Genomic DNA, 16,940 nt, shown 5'->3' on the forward strand with positions numbered 1-16,940 from the left:
GCAGCGCGACGGCCGGGCGACAGAGAAGTCTCCTCATTGGTTCATGAGCAAAATCTCATGTATCAGTCGTAGACGTGTTGAACCTTCAACGCCTCGCTGGCCAGCCATTGGCGGAAGCTGACGATGTGCGGTTGCGATTCGATGCCCTTGGGACAGACAAAATAATAGGCAAGCGGTGACGCAAACGGCACATCGAACAGCCGCACCAGGCGGCCGTCGCTGATTTCGGTTTCAACATGGCCGCTACGCACCAAGGCAACACCTTGGCCGAGCAACGCGGCCTCCACTGTCATGTTGGTGTCGCCGAACCTGACGCTCTCCTTGAGCGGCGACAATTCCAACCCAACCTTCTGAAACCAGTCCTCCCATTTTGGTACCAGCTCGGCGCCGTCACGGGTCAGCAGCGGGTAATGCAGCAGTTCGGCGGGGCTGTGTGGCATGCCCAAGCGCTGCAGCAGATCGGGGCTCGCCACCGGAAACACCTGCTCGCCGAACAGGAATTCCGAATACAGGCCGGGATAGTTGCCTTTGCCAAGCCGGATCGCAACATCGGCTTGGGCGTTGGAGAAATGGATGATCTTATCGGTGGTGTCCAGCGCGACCAACAGTTCCGGATAATGGCGGGAAAGCCCCGGCAAGCGCGGCAGCAGCCATTTCAGCGCGAAGGAATACGTGGTGCTGACTTCGAGCCTGACCCTGCCTTTCTGCTCGCGCAGATCGCCCAGGGTCGCTTCCAGGCTCATGAAAAATTCCCGCACGATGGGCGCCAGCGTAGCCCCCGCTGCCGTGAGGGTCAGTGACTTGCCACGCTCGAACAACTGCAACCCCCAAAGCGCCTCCAGGTGCTTGAGCTGGTGACTGACTGCGCTCTGCGTCACGTGCAGCTCCTGCGCGGCCGCGGTGAACGTGGGGTGTCGGGTGGCGACTTCAAAGGCACGCAATGTGGCGGTCGGCGGCAGGTCTCTCATGTATAGGTATCCCGGCAATTCGGCGCAAAAGCAAATCATGAACGTTAGCTCATGATAGAGCCAGGGCCTGGAGTCGGGGGCGCTTTCTACGCGATGGTCCGATGGGTAGGCAATGATTGCGGTTCAGGTATTCAGCTATGAATGGGCAAGCTCACCCCAAAAGCCACAAAAAAGCCACCGCAGACTTTGTTGAACCGGCGCCCGGTTCGAGCCAGCCAAGGCCTGACCCGGTGAGCTGCGCTGGCGACAAAGTATTCAACGATGAATTCGACCACGGCGTAAGTCAGCGCAATGGTGAGTGTCTGCGCAATGATATTGCGGTGCGGATCAAGGAAGGGCGGGATGAACGCGGTGAACAGCAGCAGCGCCTTGGGATTGGAGATGGCCGATACCAAGCCTTGGCGGAACAGCGACCACCGTCGAAAGCCTTCGTTACTCGTCGCGTCGAGACTGACGGGCGGGGATCGCCACAGACCGAAGCCCAACCAGATCAGGTAGAGCCCGCCAACGATCTTCAGTGCCGTGAACCAAGTGGCGGATGCCTGGATCAGCGCACCCAGCCCCAATGCGCAAAGCGAAAGCACGACTGAAAAGCCGAGTACGCCGCCTGCGATAGTGAACAACGTCTTGCGGGTTCCATGGATTGCCCCATGGGTAAGCGCCAACAACGCATTGGGGCCTGGCGCTACCGCAATGCCGCAGCAGGTGAGCAGATAGAGCAACCAAGTCTCAAATGGCATGATCCAGTCCAGGTGTGGTGATCCCGAGCACATCCTGCGGGTGAACAGCGATCATGGAAAGCGCTTAATCCACTTCACCGCCATTTGGCTAACCAATAGAGGGAACCGCGGCGGCGCAGCGGTGACCTTGGAACCGTCAGGCCTTGTACCGCTCAGCCACCGCCGATTGCTTGATCTGCCCCAGCAACCCTTGGCGCGCGGCCTGCAACGCATCCCAGCGAGCGCCGTCCTGCAGTGGCGGAATGGTCACCGGTTCGCGACGATCGAAGCCGATCAGCGCCGCGTCGACCAGATCGTCCACTTCCATGATTTCACTCAGCGTATTGACGTCGATGCCCGCGCGTTCCCAGATTTCGGTCCGGGTAGCCGCCGGCAGGACGGCTTGCACGTAGACGCCCTTGGGGTTGAGTTCGAGGCTGAGCCCCTGGGAGAGGAACAACACGAATGCCTTGGTCGCGCCATATACCGACATGCCGAATTCCGGCGCCAAGCCGACCACCGAGCCAATATTGATGATCGCGCCGTCGCCGGCCTTTGCCAGGCGTGGAGCGACGGCGCTGGCGAGCCGTACCAACGCGGTGGTGTTGAGCGAAACCAGGTGCGCGACGCTGTCGGTGGTCTGTTCGATAAAACTGCCGGATTGGGCCGCGCCCGCGTTGTTGATCAGGATGCCGATACGGTCGTCATCTCGCAGGCGCGCTTCGACCCGGTTCAAGTCAGCGGATTGGGTGAGGTCGGCCTGGAGCACATCGACGGTAATATGGTGTTCGTTGCGCAGCTCGGTTGCCAATGCTTCCAGCCGGGCGTTGTCACGGGCCACCAGCACGAGATCGTGGCCGCGTTGGGCAAAGCGCTTGGCATAGACAGCGCCGATACCGGTGGAAGCGCCAGTGATGAGGACGGTTTTGCGAGTGGTCATGGTGTCGGTCTCTTCAGGGATTAAGACGTGCGATCAACGGCGGGGTTTTTCGCCGCCGTTGGCGGTCCACACCGAGCTTAGGGGGGGCGTGTGGGTTGGTTGTTAGGATGATGACCGAAATCTAAGATGTCAATGAATTTGATTATGGTCGGCATCTATGTATGATGCGAGGCATGATTCGAGCGGTACGAGGTGATGAAAAATGAGAGTGACTAAGGCTCAGGCACAGGCAAACCGGCAACATATCGTCGAGACGGCGTCTGTTCTGTTTCGTGAACGTGGCTTTGACGGCATCGGTGTGGCGGACCTGATGGCCGCCGCCGGCTTCACTCACGGTGGTTTCTACAAGCATTTCGGTTCGAAAGCCGACCTGATGGCGGAAGCCGCCGCAGACAGTCTTTCGCGCTCATTGACCAGCGCAAGCAAACTGGATGTCGCGGGTTTTTTCGCCATGTATGTCTCGCGCGAGCACCGCGATGCGCGGGGCAACGGCTGCACGATGGCGGCATTGTGCGGCGACGCGGCGCGTCAGGACGATGAGGTGAAAACCACGTTTGCCACTGGATTGGAGGGCACCCTGGCTGCACTGGAGGAAAAGCTCGGGGCGACAGAAGAAGGGGGCCGGGCAGCGATGATCAACCTGTTCGCCCAGGCCGTCGGCGCAGTCATGCTGTCGCGGGCCTGTCCGGATGATGCTCCGTTGGCGGATGAGATACTGCAAGTCTGCCGTGATCGGATCCTGGCGTTATTGCCCGCGTCCGAACCCGTGTAAAGCCAGCGGTAGCGCAATGCGCTACCGCTGGCCGGATCAGAAAATGAACTTGAACAAGGCTATGACCACGATCAGGCCGATCAGGAAAATGATCCCAACGGTACCACCAAGAAATTTCAACATAGGAACGCTCTCATCGGATGGGCTTAGTTTTCTAGACCCTTGGCGAGCGCGCGCGGTTCGTTAAATTTTCGCAATGAATCGATGCTATGAGGGGCAGGGCTGTCAGTGCACCGCGAGGGACCTCGGGATGGAAACGTGTTCGAATTTCGAAACGGTCTTGATCCAGTAGCGCCGGTATTCGGTCTTGTCCGGTGCCAGTGGTTTATGGCTTGACCAAGGGTGTTCCGCCTTCAGACTGGCTCGATAAGCTTCCCATTCCTTCTGCTCGGCCACTTCCCGGGCCTTGGTTCGGTCATCGAACCAACCCAGGACGTACGCATCGCTCTGGTCCGTACCGCTCGCTATCAGCAGATATATGTCTGTCATTACCGGTTCCCGCCGCCATCCAGCTACCCAGTCGCTGGGCTCTTGTCATGGGTATCGGCCGCAGGCCCGGTTTTTTAAGCAGATTGATAAAAAACGGGTCGAGGCGCCACCGATCAAACATCCTTCGTTTGGGCCAGATGTGTCATCAGCCGTTCGCGAAAACGCCTGACACTTTGCCGCTCAGACGTCCGGCCCAACGGGCCCAGGAGGCAGAGCTTGGCATCAGTGCGTAAGAGGGTTGGGGTGGGACGGACCAGGTTGCTCGTCTGCAAGTGATCGCCGAGCAACCGCGACCGGGCCAGGGCGACACTTTGGGCGACCCATGACTTGCTCTCATTGGTCCTTTCGCGACCTCGGGGAGAGGAGGGAACGGCTCGTCAATCAAATGTACTTAGGTGTACATTTAGCGGTCATCCGAGTACATTCGCGTTACGTATGTTCAATAAGGTGGATGCAAGATGCCCCAGGTGGGAAAGGCGCGTGGCAAGGCCCAGGACGCAGGTTGGCGAGGGTCGCCCGAAGGGTGGCTGGAAGCGGCCTATGAGGCTTTGAAGGAGTCCGGCATCGATGCGGTCCGGGTCATGCCGTTGGCCAAACGCCTAGGTTTGTCACGCACCAGCTTCTATTGGTTTTTCGAGGATCGCGAACAGTTGCTGGCGGCCTTGCTGTCGCGCTGGCGCGAAACCAACACCGGGGGTTTGATCCGGCAAAGCGAAAGCTACGCCGAGAGCATCTCCGAGGCGATCCTGAATGTTTTTGAATGTTGGCTCAATCCGCGATTGTTCGATTCTCAGTTTGAATTTGCGGTGCGCAGTTGGGCGCTCCAGTCCGCAGACGTCGCGCAACAGGTCGCCATTGTCGACGAGCAACGTATGGGCGCCCTGGCAAGCATGTTCAAGCGCTTCGGCTACGACAGCCAGGGGGCCGACGCACGGGCTCGGACGATTTATCTGACGCAGATCGGCTACATCACCATGAACACCAGCGAGCTGATCACCGTGCGCTTCCAGCGCATCCCGCATTACGTGAGCATTTTCACCGGCAAGGTGCCCAAGCAGCGTGAGCTGGATCGGTTTTATGGCAAATTCGGCTATGCCGAAAAAGAGTCAGGGGTGTTCGTGCCGCTGATGGAAACCTTTGAAGAAACGGCTGAAAAATGAATGAAGTGACGCTGGGAATCGTCGGCGGAACGGGGTGGTTGGGCGCGGCGATTGCCAAGGCCGTGTTGGCGAAGGCCTGGTTGCCGGCGGGTAATCTGATTATTTCCAATCGCTCAGGTGCCCATCCATTGGCGAAGCAAGGCGTTTGCCTGGTCACCGATAACCAGGCACTGGCGGATCGCAGCGACGTCATCATCATCGCAGTAAGACCCGAGCAATTCGCCAGCCTGACCCTCGACGCATCGGGCAAGACGGTGATCTCATTGATGGCCGGGATCACGGCGCAGGCAATCGCCGCACGGACCTTGGCCTCAAGAGTCGTGCGGGCGATGCCCAACGCGGCGGTGGAAATCGGGCAGTCCTTTACGCCTTGGTATTGCGCTGGCGCGGTGGAACCGATGACGAAGACCCTCATTCAGCAGTTGTTCGAATGCGTGGGCACTGCTGCAGAGGTCCAGCAGGAAGACTTTATCGATTATCTCTCCGCGCTTTCGGGCACCGGCCCGGCCTTTCCTGCCTTGTTGATGACAGCGTTGGCGAATCAGGCGATGGCAGCCGGTATCCCCGGCGAGATTGCGCAGCTTGCCGCAAGCAATGTCGTGATCAACAGCAGCCAGTTGCTGGCCACCCGCGACGCCCAGCAAATGATCGATACTCTGGTTGCCTACCGCGGCGTGACAGCCGCCGCCTTGCAATCGATGACCCAGGGGCATTTCGAGGCGCAGGTGGGAAGGGCATTGCAAGCGGGCGCCGCCGTGGCGCGCAAAGGGCTTCAAGCCTGACCCCAAGAGTCCCGCGTCCGCAAAACCCTTGTGGGAGCAAGCTCGCTCCCACTTCAGTTTTCAGCAATTGAAAAGATCATGTTGGGCACGGCTTCAGATGTCCTTGACCAGCCGCAGCGCATCATAGATGGCCGCGTGGGTATTACGCGCCGACACGGCGTCGCCGATCCGGAACAACTGGAAGCGGCCCTCGGGGTTGGTCACGATGTTCTGGGGGTTCCCTGCGATCAGGTTGTGCTGTTCGACCGCGCCGTTGTTGCTCGAATATGGGCGCAGTTCGAAGTACAGATCGTCCAGCGGCAGGGTGCCATGGTTGACCACCACCTGATCGACCACGCGCTGCTTGTGCACCTGGCCGTAATCGCTACCGAAGTGGGCAACCAGCTGCCCGTCGCGTTGCTCCACCGAGTCGACCCGATACGTGACCGTGAACGTGACGTTCAGGTCTTGCAGGCTGCGCATGTACGGCACCAGGTTCATCGCCATCACCTCCGGCGAAAACGACCGGTCCGGCGTGACGATCTCCAGTTTCGCGCCGCTGTTGGCGATGACCTCGGCGGCCTGGAGCGCCGCGTGGTCGCCGGCGTCATCGAAGATCAGCACGTTCTGGCCAGGCTTGACATCGCCGCAGATGATGTCCCAGGTCGACACCACCAGCTCATTGCCTAGCTTGAGCACCTCGGTATGGGGCAAGCCGCCTGTGGCAACGATCACCACATCCGGTTCTTCGGCCAGGACCGTCTCGGCTTCGGCCCAGGTGTTGAAGTGGAACCTTACGCCCAGCCGTTCGCACTGCGTCATGCGCCAATCGATGATGCTGATCATCTCGCGCCGCCGTTCGCTTTGCGCGGTCAAGCGGATCTGCCCCCCGGGCTGATCCGCCACTTCGAACACCGTGACGTCATGGCCGCGTTCGCCGGCCACCCGTGCTGCTTCCAAGCCCGCCGGGCCGGTGCCGATCACCACCACCTTGCGCTTGACCGATGCCTTGGGAATCTCATGGGGCATGGTGGTTTCGCGGCCGGTGGCGGCGTTGTGGATGCAGTACGCCGCGCCGCCCTGATAGATACGGTCCAGGCAGTAGTTGGCGCCAACGCAAGGACGGATCTCTTCTTCACGTTTTTCGATGATCTTGCGCACGATGTGCGGGTCGGTCATGTGGGCGCGGGTCATGCCGATCATGTCCACCTTGCCAGAGGCGATGGCGTGTCGCGCCGTGGCGACGTCCGGAATCTTGGCCGCATGGAACGTCGGGAAACCGGTTGCCGAGCGGATCTCCCCGGCAAAATCCAGGTGCGGCGAGTTGCGCATGCCCTGGATCGGTATCACGTCGGTGAGGCCCGCATCGGTATCGATATGACCGCGCACGACGTTTAGGAAATCCACCAGGCCGCTGTCCTTGAGCATGTGGGAAATCTGGATGCCGTCGCTGAAACCAAAACCGCCGGGAAGATCCTCGTCGCCGGTGTAGCGCACACCAAGGAGGAAGTCCTCGCCGCAACGCTGGCGGATACCGCGCAACACATCGAAGGTAAAGCGCATTCGGTTTTCCAGGGAACCGCCGTAGGGCCCATCAAGCTCATTGGTCAGTGGCGACCAGAATTGATCCATGAGGTGCCCGTAGGCCTGCAACTCCAGGCCATCAAGTCCCGCGGCTTTCATGCGCTCGGCGGCATCGACGTAATCCTTGATGATGCGGTCGATGTCCCAGTCTTCCAGCTTTTTCGGAAACGCCCGGTGGGACGCTTCGCGGCGATGGGACGGCGAGACAACCGGCAGCCAGTCGGCCTTGTCCCAGCGCGTGCGGCGTCCCAGGTGGGTGAGCTGGATCATCACCGCCGCGCCGTGTTCGTGGCACTCATCGGTCAGGTCTTTCATCCATTTGACCACTTCGTCCTTGTACGCCAGCACGTTGTTGAATACCGGCGGGCTATCCCGAGAAACGGCAGCGGAGCCGGCAGTCATGGTCAGCGCCACGCCGGCCTTCGCCCGCTCGACATGATAGGCACGGTACAGATCCTTCGGCATGCCATCGACGGGATACGCGGGCTCATGCGAGGTGGTCATGATCCGATTCTTGAGCGTCAGATGCTTGATTTTGTAGGGCTGCAGCAGAGGATCGCTGGACATGGTGTTGCTCCGGGAACAGAACATCAGGCTGGGTTTTGACATAACGGTATGTTGAATGTTCAGTTGTGTCAACGAGTGGGACACATGTGTACATTGTTCTTGCGTGGCAGGAAAACCAGGATTACCATCCAGTCGAAACAGGGGGATTCGGCACGTGCGGCCGCTCGCCTGCATCAGCGTGGTGGCGCGATGGGTGCCTCCCACGCAGCGGTGGATTCAGGGTTTGCCCCCAACGGTCTGGAGGCTGGGCGGATTACCTGCTGAAGGGGGATTTGTTCGAGGCTTTGCCGGCACGCGAGAAAGCGCTGTGAATCAGCCGGTCATTGCGGTTGGAAACGCCAAAGGGCGGAGGAGGGCCGAAAACACAAGTCCCTGTATTTTGATAACTAGAACTTACCGGATGGCCGCTTGCGGTCGTGATGGAAAATGAATGCTTCTGCTGCCCTGCCAATAACTATTAATACAGTCTGCGGAGATGCACATGATGACGTTATCCAGTAAAAATTTTATCGGCTGGTTTGCAGGCCTTGCATTTGCCTGCGGCAGTCTGATCGCTCAGGCCGATGAACCCGCGCCCATCCGCATCGGCTGGGTGAACTGGTCGGATACGGAGATCGCGGTGAAACTGGCGAACACCGCGTTGCAGGATCACCTCAAGCAACCGGTCAAGTTGGTGCTGGCCGATATCGGCATCCAGTTCCAGGCCCTGGCCAACGGCAATATCGACCTGATCCCGATGGTCTGGCTGCCCAGCACCCACAAATCGTTCTATGACAAGTACAAGGACAGGCTCGAAGACCTCGGCGTGCTGTACGAAGGCCGGATCGGCATGGCGGTGCCCACCTCCATTCCAACCAGCGAGATCGCCAGCGTCGAAGACCTCAACAAGCCTGAAGTGCGGGAAAAACTCGGCGGCAAGATCCTCACTTCGGAAGTGGGCAATGGTCAGTACAAGCTGACGGAAAAAGCCATCGAGCAATACAAGCTCGACGGCTACAAGATGGTCGCTTCTTCAGAGTCCGGGATGCTGAGTGAATTGGATCGCAACCTCAAGCGTGACAAATGGTCACTGGTCAACGCCTGGAGCCCGCACTGGATGTTCGCCAAATGGCCGCTGCGCTACCTGGATGATCCGAAGCAGATTTTCGGTGGCGCTGAGCAGATCCACGCCTTCGCACGCAAAGGTTTCAGCGCGGAGCACCCTGATGTGGCCCGATTCTTCGCCAACTTCAAGATTCCGAAAGCGGACCTTGAGAAGTTGATGGCGGACGCCCGTGACAGCTCGGCGGACAAGGTGGTGGCAGAATATTACGCAGCCAACAAACCGCGTTTCGAAGCGATGTTTGGCAGCCAGACGGCGTCCGCGACACCAGCCCAGTGATGGCCGTTGCTGTCCGATAGCTGTTGCAGTCCGGTGCCCTTGGTCGAGAGCCAAGGGCGCTGCTGGATGAGTCCTTGTTCTATTCAGAGGCTGAGCGATGACGGTCACGACATGGGATATCAAACCGGATGAGGAACCGCCCGTCAGGTTGAAGTCGGCCTCGACCGAGGCAGGTGCGCGCGGTGCATGATCATGACGCCCCGCGACCGCGCTTAGGTATCGTCCTTTGCCTTCTGTCCATGCTGATCTTTGCAGCTCAGGATGGGGTCACCAAAGTGCTGGTCAAGGAGCTCCCGATCGCACAATTGGTGATGGTGCGTTATTGGGTGTTCCTGGCTTTTGCTGTCGGTTATAGCGCCTATCAGGGCAGCCTATGGACCGCTTGCCGAAGCCGCCATCCCTACCAGCAGATCATTCGTGCGCTCATTGGCGTGGGTGAGAGCGCCTTGTTCGGATTGGGGCTGCGCTATCTGGGACTCGCTGAAATGCATGCCCTGTACGCGGTATTCCCCTTGATGACACTGGCGTTGGCGGGGGCGTTTCTAGGGGAGTTCATTGGCGTGCGTCGATGGGTTGCCGCCGCCATTGGCTTCACGGGGACGCTGGTTATCCTTCGTCCCGGCTCCAGTGTTTTCGAACTGGCGGCGCTGATTCCGCTGTTGTCTGCCTTGGGTTTTGCGATTTTCAGCGTGCTGACCCGACGAATCAGCCGGGGGGACTCGTTCGCGACGAACATGCTTCACATGGGTTTTTTCGGCGCGATAGCAATCACCTTGTTGGGTCTACCAGGTTGGGTAGCACCGAACCCGGCGCAATGGGGCCTGATAGGTGTGCTCTCCATGACCGGTGTGGTGGCCCAGCTGTTATTGCTTCAGGCGCTGAAGGTTGCAACGGCAGCCACACTTCAACCGTTCAATTATTCTCTTCTGGTGTTCGCTACGCTGATTGGCCTATTGGTATTCGGCGAGCTGCCCGACACATGGACAGTCGTAGGGGCCTTTCTGGTAATTGCCGGCGGGATGTATGCGATCAAGGCAAAAGGGTAGTGATTCCATCAAACCCATAATCCTGTGGGAGCGAGCCTGCTCGCGAAGAGGTCGGCACGTTCAGCTCCTTCGCTGATTGTGACGACGCTTTCGCGAGCAGGCTTCCCACATTTGATCTTCAGTGGACTTAAGCCCAGTTTAGAACTTGAAGCGTCCCACCAAGCCCTTGAGCTGTCCGGAGATATCCGTCAAACGCCCCGAACCGGTTTGTGCGGTGTGAGCAAACTCTTCAACCAGCTGCGCATCGGAGTGGATCTGCGCGATGTGCCGGTTGATGTCTTCGGCCACTTGGTGCTGTTGTTCCGCGGCGGTGGCGATCTGCGTGTTCTGGTCGCGGATCGAGTCCACCGAGGTGCGGATCTTGTCGAAGCTGTCGCGGGCCTGCTGGATGCGCTCGACGCTGGTTTGCGACACGTGCAGGCTGTTCTGCATCTGTTGCGTCACTTCCTGGGTGCGCCGGGCGAGGTTGCCGAGCAAGCTGTCGATCTCGCCGGTGGAGTCAGCGGTGCGCCGCGCCAGGGCGCGTACTTCGTCGGCCACCACGGCAAAGCCGCGGCCTTGGTCGCCGGCGCGTGCGGCTTCAATCGCCGCGTTGAGGGCCAGCAGGTTGGTCTGTTCGGCGATCGAGCGAATGGTGTCCAGGATCGTGTTGATGTTCTTGCTGTCCTGTTCCAGCGCCTGCATGGTCTGGGTCGACTGCTGCAATTCTTCACTGAGCCTCAACACGCTGCCCGTGGCTTCGCCGATGTGGTGCTGGCCGTCGTGTACATCCCGATAACCGGTGTCCGCGCTGACGGCGGCCTGGCTGCACGAGCGGGCCACTTCGTTGGCGGTGGCGACCATTTCGTTGAACGCGGTGCTCACCAGCTCCACGGCCTGGCGCTGGCGCCCGGCGGCTTCGTTCATGTTCTGTGCGACGTCGCGGGTGTCCGCGGCTGCGGTTTGCAGGTCGGAGGAGGCGCTGCCGATGCGTTGAACCAGTTGCGCAATCATGCCCAGGAACTGGTTGAACCAGCTTGCCAGGGTGGCGGTTTCATCCTTGCCCTGTACAGCGAGTTGGCGGGTGAGGTCGCCTTCACCTTCAGCGATTTCCTGCAGGCCGTTGGCAACGCCGCGGATCGGCCGGACGATAACGCTGGCGAAGCTGGCGCCGACGATTGCGAAGACCACGGCCAGCGCGGCGGCGATGATAGCGATCAACCAGGTCAGGCTCGCGGCTTCGGCCATCACCTCGTCACGCTTGATCAGGCCGATGAACCGCCAGCCCAGGCTTTTAGAGGTGACGATGTTGGCCATGTACGGCACGCCGTCGATCTCGATCTGGGTAGCGCCATCGCTGCTCTTGGCCAGTGCTGCGTAGTTGGGACCGAGGTCGGCCAAGGGTTTGAAGTTGTGCTTGGCGTCGGCGGGGTCCACCAAGACGTTGCCGCTACCTTCCACCAGCATCAGGTAGCCACTGTCGCCCAGCTTGATGTTCTTCACCAGTTCGGTCAGTTGCTTGAGCGACACGTCCAGGCCCACCACGCCAACCAGCTTGCCGCTGGCATCGGCGACGGTGTGCACGATGCCGATCAGCGACACGTCGTCGGGAGCCCAGTAGTAGGCATCGGTCTTCACGGTGGTGCCCGGCGCGGCAACGGCAGCCTTGTACCAGGGGCGCTGGCGCGGGTCGTAGTTGGAGATTTTCGGATCATCCGGCCAACTGGCGTAGCCACCGTCCGCCAGGCCCAGGGATAGGTAGGCGGTGGTCGGGTGGCTCTTGGCGAACCGATCGAAGATATCCAGCAGTTGTTTGTTGTTCTCGGTAAGAGGAATTTGCGCAGCATCAGCGCCGGAGTAGTTCTTCAGGTCTTTGGCCGCGACGATCCGCGGGTCCTTGGCGAAGAATTCAACGTTCTGCATGATGCCGTCGAAGAACTGCTTCATGCCGTTGTCGATCTGGCGGATTTCGCGGCTGCTGCTGTCCAGGAAGTTGGCTTGTGCCGCATCGCGCAGGTTCATCACCACGAGCACCGCCACCAGGATAACCGGGAGGCAGGCAATGGTTGCGAACGCCCAGGTCAGCTTCTGTTTGATATTCATGACTTCTCCCGCGGGTATTTATCGGTATTGGAACGGCGGAAACATTAGCGGTGAGCATTGCGAACTGTGAAACGGAAAGCGCCCATGCCTACATCCACGCTATCGACCAAGGTCGTATTCCCTTGAGAGCACCATTTGTCGGACGTCGTTAATGCCGATGGTTATGTCGCGGGAACGCAAGCCGCTCCTGCGGTTAATCCGCAAGATGGCATGCTCCGGGCTTTGCGCCGGCTCCCCACCAGATCGCCTTCCTGCATCCGAGGCCCCATGCCAAGCGCATTCGAAAGCGTACTCAAGAACAAGAACATGGCTTATCGGCCCCAAGGGACTGCGTCGGTCAGCCAGGCGCCGGTGCGCGTCGCGTTTGTGCTGATGGACAACTTCTCGATGATGTCCTTCACCGGAGCGGTGGACGCACTGGTCACCGCCAACCTGATGAACGACACGCCACTGTATGAAGTGCTGACCGTAGGCGCTTCGGGCGGGCAGGTGACGAGCGACCTGGGAATCGTCATCTCAACCGATCTTGAGCTGGCGCAGTTGCCGGACAACCTGGACGTGCTGATTGTCGCCGGCGGCTTTCGCGTGAAGCTTGCGGGTACGCCATTACTGCGGCGCAAGCTGCGCGCCAATGCGGCTTGCGGAGCGTGGTTGGGCGGGTTGTGGAATGGCGTGTTTTTCGTAGCCGAGGCGAACCTGCTCGACGGTTTCGAATGCGCGGTCCACCCGGAAAGTCGCGCAACGATGGCTGAGATGTTCCCTGGCGTGAAAGTGTCCAGTCGCGCTTATGTCGTGGACCGTGAGCGGGTCAGTTGCGCGGGCGCCAACAGTTCGCTGCGCATGATGCTCCAACTGATCCGCCGCACGGGCGGGGAGACGCTGGTGGGAGCCATCGAAGAGATCCTTCGCTGCGATGAGTCAGGGGATGACGCCTCGGATCTGCCGCCAATCTTCGTCGAGACGGACCCGACGCTGCCGGAAAGCCTCAAGCTGGCGCTGGAACTGATGTGGCAGAACGTCGAGGAGCCGTTGACGATCGATGAGCTGGCGGCGTGCGTCAAGGTTTCCAAACGCCAGCTGGAACGGCGGTTCTGCCGGTTTCTCGGCGCGACCCCGACGCGTTATTACCTGGAGCTGCGCCTGACCCGTGCACGCCAGCTGATCCAACAGACCAACCGCTCCGTCACCGAGATCGCCGTCGCGACGGGTTTCGTCAGCTCACCGCATTTCCAACGACGCTTCCGGGATTTTTTCGGCGTACCGCCTGGCAGCTATCGCTCGACGTTTGGACGCAAGCAGATATCGCCGTGAGCCTTGTCAGGCGGTACGCATTTTCTGAACGAAGTACAAGGCGATACAACCCGTGGCGCACAGCCAGATGATCGAGCCGCAGGCGGCCGTTATCAGGGAGAAGTCAGAGTCGAGCTCGACCATCCCCGGCACGGCGTAGGCGAACCAAAGCAAGGAGATGAGGACATAGGCCAGGGACGACATCAGGAGTTCGAAGATCTTTCTTGCGTGCATTGCAATTCCCCGCCCGTCGTGAAAGACGGGTGTTCAAGCTATCGGTCAGGTTGGCTTTTTTTCTGTCTGGGCAGAAATAAAAGAGTCTTAAGGCGGCGGATGGCGAGCGGTTGCGAGCCTCGTCGATCAACTGCACAGACATTCCATGTCAGAAAGCTTCCAGGAAACGGCTTTGGTTCAGCCCTGGTCGTCCAGCAGATTTTCGATTGGCACTTCTTCCATTTGCGAGGCGGTCAGGGTAGTGCCTTTGCAGAGCACCTTGCCCACTTCGCCAGCGATCGAGCCCTCGACGATGCGGCCCTGCATCTGGTCGAAATCAGCCTTTTCCAATCCCTCGACGCTGTTATACATGCCCATGTGACGGACATTGCGACTGGCGCAATCAAGTTCAAGCTTTGTGTAATTGGTGAAATAGGCACCGGTTCTTTTTACCGTGGCCTGTACAGCCGAACCACTTTCAACGAACGAGACGATGGCGTATTCGGCATTCGAATCATCGTAGCTGTACTGAATTTTATGTACGTCCGCTGCGGCTGGGTAAGCGGTCAGGACGGCGACCAGTGAAACAATCCTTTTCATTTCTTTCTTCCGTGATTGGCCTGCAACAAAGAATGATGGCCAAGTGAGATCATTCTGCTTGGCTTGTCGGCCCGAGTCAACATTGCAAGACGATGACAAAATTGACCGTTGGTCGGGCGGCGACGATCGTGCGGAACTTTAATCTTTTGATACATAACTCGCAATGGAAGGAACATAGTCCACCAGCAACGCGACGACAATCGCGCCTGCGGAAATCAAAAACAGCAGCCCATGATGCCCGCCGCTGGCGTTGAACAGCGCCGAATACGCAAAACCCGCCACCGCCTGAAATGTGGCGAATGAAACGGTCGCCCGGCTCCAGGCGACTTGCTGGCCATGATGGTTCGGTACCAGTTCATGCACCCGGGCCAGGGCCAGCGGCACGATGCCCGGTGGGAACGAACCGATGACCACAGCCAGCAGCGCCAACGCCAGGAATGAATGGGCGGTCGCCAGCAAGACAAGGGCAGTCGCCTGCACGGCCAGCACCCATCGGATGCTTTTGCGCGCGCCCAGGTGGTCCGCCAGGAAGCCATAGGTCACCGGGCCGATAATCGCCCCCAAGCCGTACATCACCCATACCAGCGCACCGACATGGGCGCCGGCCTCAAGGCCGCGGGCGACATAGTCCACCAAAACACCATCGCCGGGACCAACCCCGCCGCCATGAATGCGTACTGTGCAAACAATTGATGGACGGCGCGGGGCATGGGTGCTTTTTGCGTGTCATGTTTCACGCTCACGGCTGCCTGGGGCAGATCCTGCGGCCAGCCGAACCAGCTCAGCCCGGTCAGGACCAGTGACAGCACGCCGAGCCCGAGCCAGGTGGCTTCGAGGCCGAGGCTCAACAGCGGCGGCACAAGGGTTCCGGAGCCGGCGATGCCCAGCCCGATGCCCAGGAAAATCGCGCCACTGGCCAGCCCCCTGCGGGCGGCAGGTACATGGGGCAGCACGGTGGCCGCCACCAGCACCATGATCGCGCCGCCGGCGATGCCCGACAGCAATCGCCAAGCGAAATACCAAGCCACGGACACAGGAAAGGCACAGGCAAAAAACGCCGCCGTCACGGCCAGCATCATCAGTCGCAAGGCGTTTTTATGGGACAGTCGACGGGCCATCGGCCGGCCGAGCAGGGCGCCGATCAGGTATCCGACAAGGTTGGCGGCCCCGAGGTAGACCACGTCGCCGGGGCTGAACCAATGCGCTTGGATCAGCGGCGGAATCAAGGGGGTATATGCGAAGCGCGCCAGGCTAATGCTGACGAGGCTGGCACAGAGGCCAGCGAAAATCGGTAGCCAGATGCCCGTGGAAGATGAAGCGAGCGCCGCGGATGATGTACGCATGGTAGCGATCCCATAGAAGGTTTATGGCGCCCAGCATATCGGCTATCGTTGTTGCGTTTATGCAGCGATTACGCGGCGCAGCGATGCAATTTTGCATCGATAGGAGGACGGATGAATTGGGACGATGCGCGGGTATTCCTGGCGGTGTGTCGGGAGTCGACCCTGCGAGGGGCGGCGCGTGTGCTGGGGGTGGACCAGGCGACCGTGGGCCGGCGTATCGCCGCGTTGGAGAAATCCCTGAGCGCCGCGCTGTTTCTGCGCACACCCGACGGTTATGCCCTGACGTCAATGGGCGAGGCCGCGCTCAGGTCCGTGGAAAAAATGGAGCAGTCGGCCCTGGAACTGGAGCGTCGGATACAAGGACTGGACGATCGGCTGATGGGCAATGTGCGCGTCGCCACGACTGATTCATTGGCGATCGACTTCCTGATCCCGGCCATTGCCCGCCTGCATCAACGTCACCCGGACGTGCGCGTGCAGTTGGACGCCTCCACGCAGATCATCAGCCTGGTCAAGCGCGAAGCGGACGTTGCCGTGCGCAACACCCGGCCAGAAAACCCTGACCTGATCGCGCGGCGGATCGCGCGCTGGCCGGTGGGGTTGTTCGCGGCGCGCGAGTATGTCGATGTCCATGGGGAGCCGACGCCGGGCAGCGCGTTCGAGGGCCATGACCTGATTGTCTACCAGCCGTATTTGCAGGCGCGAAAAGATTTTACCCTGGTCGCCGAGCCGGTCAGTCGCGGGCGGATCGTTGCCAGCCTGAGTTCGAGCCTGTTGGTGCGTCGCTCGATTGCGGCGGGTATCGGAGTGGGGGAAATCCCGGTGTACATGGGCGAACGCGACGGGTTGGTGCGCCTATGGCCTGAGCGCACGCGACCGCTGCCGTACGAGGTCTGGCTGGTGACCCATGCGGACTTGCGCCACACGGCGCGGGTGCGGGCGGTGATCGATGAGATTGTCGCGGCGTTTTCCCAGGAAAACGAATAACGCTGGATAAGAGAACCTGTGGGAGCGAGCAAGCTCGC

General features: G+C 60.1%; 15 protein-coding genes and 2 pseudogenes. 7 read left to right on the forward strand and 10 right to left on the reverse strand.

What is annotated here, in order from left to right; all coding sequences use genetic code 11:
* Positions 1–62 precede the first annotated feature (62 nt).
* From gcvA to J3P90_RS09820, 3 genes are all read right to left on the reverse strand, one after another.
* Positions 63–968 carry a transcriptional regulator GcvA gene (gene gcvA, locus J3P90_RS09810; RefSeq protein ID WP_420765844.1) on the reverse strand — a complete coding sequence of 302 codons (906 nt, stop codon included), beginning with the start codon at positions 966–968 and terminating at the stop codon, positions 63–65.
* Between the two features lie 131 nt (positions 969–1,099).
* Positions 1,100–1,708: a LysE family translocator gene (locus tag J3P90_RS09815; RefSeq protein WP_420765845.1), complete on the reverse strand. Its 609-nt coding sequence runs from the start codon at positions 1,706–1,708 to the stop codon at positions 1,100–1,102.
* Between the two features lie 136 nt (positions 1,709–1,844).
* Positions 1,845–2,627 carry an SDR family NAD(P)-dependent oxidoreductase gene (locus tag J3P90_RS09820; RefSeq protein WP_434606603.1) on the reverse strand — a complete coding sequence of 261 codons (783 nt, stop codon included), beginning with the start codon at positions 2,625–2,627 and terminating at the stop codon, positions 1,845–1,847.
* 202 nt (positions 2,628–2,829) lie between these two features.
* On the opposite strand from J3P90_RS09820, the gene J3P90_RS09825 reads away from it, so the two are divergent.
* The gene (locus tag J3P90_RS09825) at positions 2,830–3,399 is read left to right on the forward strand and encodes a TetR family transcriptional regulator (protein ID WP_434606601.1); all 570 of its coding nucleotides are present in this window, start codon (positions 2,830–2,832) and stop codon (positions 3,397–3,399) included.
* 225 nt (positions 3,400–3,624) lie between these two features.
* Here J3P90_RS09825 and J3P90_RS09830 read toward each other — a convergent pair whose 3' ends face one another.
* On the reverse strand, positions 3,625–3,888 hold the full coding sequence (locus J3P90_RS09830) for a hypothetical protein (RefSeq protein WP_420765848.1): 264 nt from the start codon (positions 3,886–3,888) through the stop codon (positions 3,625–3,627).
* Between the two features lie 458 nt (positions 3,889–4,346).
* On the opposite strand from J3P90_RS09830, the gene J3P90_RS09835 reads away from it, so the two are divergent.
* Positions 4,347–5,048 carry a TetR/AcrR family transcriptional regulator gene (locus J3P90_RS09835; protein ID WP_434606598.1) on the forward strand — a complete coding sequence of 234 codons (702 nt, stop codon included), beginning with the start codon at positions 4,347–4,349 and terminating at the stop codon, positions 5,046–5,048.
* The gene (locus J3P90_RS09840) at positions 5,045–5,830 is read left to right on the forward strand and encodes a pyrroline-5-carboxylate reductase family protein (RefSeq protein ID WP_434648185.1); all 786 of its coding nucleotides are present in this window, start codon (positions 5,045–5,047) and stop codon (positions 5,828–5,830) included. Before J3P90_RS09835 ends, J3P90_RS09840 begins: the two co-directional genes overlap by 4 nt.
* A 93-nt stretch (positions 5,831–5,923) precedes the next feature.
* On the opposite strand, the gene J3P90_RS09845 is transcribed toward J3P90_RS09840, so the two are convergent.
* Positions 5,924–7,960: an FAD-dependent oxidoreductase gene (locus J3P90_RS09845; RefSeq protein WP_434606592.1), complete on the reverse strand. Its 2,037-nt coding sequence runs from the start codon at positions 7,958–7,960 to the stop codon at positions 5,924–5,926.
* A gap of 481 nt (positions 7,961–8,441) precedes the next feature.
* Between J3P90_RS09845 and J3P90_RS09850 the strand changes: the two genes are divergently transcribed.
* Both J3P90_RS09850 and J3P90_RS09855 read left to right on the forward strand, forming a co-directional pair.
* On the forward strand, positions 8,442–9,341 hold the full coding sequence (locus J3P90_RS09850) for a glycine betaine ABC transporter substrate-binding protein (protein WP_434606590.1): 900 nt from the start codon (positions 8,442–8,444) through the stop codon (positions 9,339–9,341).
* A 182-nt stretch (positions 9,342–9,523) separates the two neighbouring features.
* Positions 9,524–10,387, forward strand: a complete 864-nt coding sequence (locus J3P90_RS09855) for a DMT family transporter (RefSeq protein WP_434676249.1) — start codon at positions 9,524–9,526, stop codon at positions 10,385–10,387.
* A 138-nt stretch (positions 10,388–10,525) separates the two neighbouring features.
* Here J3P90_RS09855 and J3P90_RS09860 read toward each other — a convergent pair whose 3' ends face one another.
* Together J3P90_RS09860 and J3P90_RS09865 are read right to left on the reverse strand one after the other, a co-directional pair.
* Positions 10,526–11,380 carry a methyl-accepting chemotaxis protein gene (locus J3P90_RS09860; RefSeq protein ID WP_420765927.1) on the reverse strand — a complete coding sequence of 285 codons (855 nt, stop codon included), beginning with the start codon at positions 11,378–11,380 and terminating at the stop codon, positions 10,526–10,528.
* Between the two features lie 54 nt (positions 11,381–11,434).
* Positions 11,435–12,469 (reverse strand): annotated as a pseudogene (locus J3P90_RS09865) (cache domain-containing protein); the annotation flags it as partial.
* Positions 12,470–12,736: 267 nt separating this feature from the next.
* On the opposite strand from J3P90_RS09865, the gene J3P90_RS09870 reads away from it, so the two are divergent.
* Positions 12,737–13,780 carry a GlxA family transcriptional regulator gene (locus tag J3P90_RS09870; protein ID WP_434606585.1) on the forward strand — a complete coding sequence of 348 codons (1,044 nt, stop codon included), beginning with the start codon at positions 12,737–12,739 and terminating at the stop codon, positions 13,778–13,780.
* Positions 13,781–13,786: 6 nt separating this feature from the next.
* Here J3P90_RS09870 and J3P90_RS09875 read toward each other — a convergent pair whose 3' ends face one another.
* From J3P90_RS09875 to J3P90_RS09885, 3 genes and pseudogenes are all read right to left on the reverse strand, one after another.
* On the reverse strand, positions 13,787–13,993 hold the full coding sequence (locus J3P90_RS09875) for a hypothetical protein (RefSeq protein WP_420765855.1): 207 nt from the start codon (positions 13,991–13,993) through the stop codon (positions 13,787–13,789).
* A gap of 177 nt (positions 13,994–14,170) precedes the next feature.
* On the reverse strand, positions 14,171–14,572 hold the full coding sequence (locus J3P90_RS09880) for a hypothetical protein (RefSeq protein WP_434648178.1): 402 nt from the start codon (positions 14,570–14,572) through the stop codon (positions 14,171–14,173).
* Between the two features lie 207 nt (positions 14,573–14,779).
* Positions 14,780–15,915, reverse strand: a pseudogene (locus J3P90_RS09885) (YbfB/YjiJ family MFS transporter); the annotation flags it as partial.
* Positions 15,916–16,026: 111 nt separating this feature from the next.
* Here J3P90_RS09885 and J3P90_RS09890 point away from each other — a divergent pair.
* Positions 16,027–16,902, forward strand: a complete 876-nt coding sequence (locus J3P90_RS09890) for a LysR family transcriptional regulator (RefSeq protein ID WP_434676250.1) — start codon at positions 16,027–16,029, stop codon at positions 16,900–16,902.
* Positions 16,903–16,940 lie beyond the last annotated feature (38 nt).

It is taken from the genome of Pseudomonas sp. D3-10 (genome assembly GCF_051132175.1).
Lineage (GTDB): Bacteria > Pseudomonadota > Gammaproteobacteria > Pseudomonadales > Pseudomonadaceae > Aquipseudomonas.

Excerpts from the sequence above, each read along its gene's own strand:
- gcvA (WP_420765844.1), bottom strand. The coding sequence starts at position 968 with ATGAGAGACCTGCCGCCGACCGCCACATTGCGTGCCTTTGAAGTCGCC.
- J3P90_RS09815 (WP_420765845.1), bottom strand. The coding sequence starts at position 1,708 with ATGCCATTTGAGACTTGGTTGCTCTATCTGCTCACCTGCTGCGGCATT.
- J3P90_RS09820 (WP_434606603.1), bottom strand. The coding sequence starts at position 2,627 with ATGACCACTCGCAAAACCGTCCTCATCACTGGCGCTTCCACCGGTATC.
- J3P90_RS09825 (WP_434606601.1), top strand. The coding sequence starts at position 2,830 with ATGAGAGTGACTAAGGCTCAGGCACAGGCAAACCGGCAACATATCGTC.
- J3P90_RS09830 (WP_420765848.1), bottom strand. The coding sequence starts at position 3,888 with ATGACAGACATATATCTGCTGATAGCGAGCGGTACGGACCAGAGCGAT.
- J3P90_RS09835 (WP_434606598.1), top strand. The coding sequence starts at position 4,347 with ATGCCCCAGGTGGGAAAGGCGCGTGGCAAGGCCCAGGACGCAGGTTGG.
- J3P90_RS09840 (WP_434648185.1), top strand. The coding sequence starts at position 5,045 with ATGAATGAAGTGACGCTGGGAATCGTCGGCGGAACGGGGTGGTTGGGC.
- J3P90_RS09845 (WP_434606592.1), bottom strand. The coding sequence starts at position 7,960 with ATGTCCAGCGATCCTCTGCTGCAGCCCTACAAAATCAAGCATCTGACG.
- J3P90_RS09850 (WP_434606590.1), top strand. The coding sequence starts at position 8,442 with ATGATGACGTTATCCAGTAAAAATTTTATCGGCTGGTTTGCAGGCCTT.
- J3P90_RS09860 (WP_420765927.1), bottom strand. The coding sequence starts at position 11,380 with ATGATTGCGCAACTGGTTCAACGCATCGGCAGCGCCTCCTCCGACCTG.
- J3P90_RS09870 (WP_434606585.1), top strand. The coding sequence starts at position 12,737 with ATGCCAAGCGCATTCGAAAGCGTACTCAAGAACAAGAACATGGCTTAT.
- J3P90_RS09875 (WP_420765855.1), bottom strand. The coding sequence starts at position 13,993 with ATGCACGCAAGAAAGATCTTCGAACTCCTGATGTCGTCCCTGGCCTAT.
- J3P90_RS09880 (WP_434648178.1), bottom strand. The coding sequence starts at position 14,572 with ATGAAAAGGATTGTTTCACTGGTCGCCGTCCTGACCGCTTACCCAGCC.
- J3P90_RS09890 (WP_434676250.1), top strand. The coding sequence starts at position 16,027 with ATGAATTGGGACGATGCGCGGGTATTCCTGGCGGTGTGTCGGGAGTCG.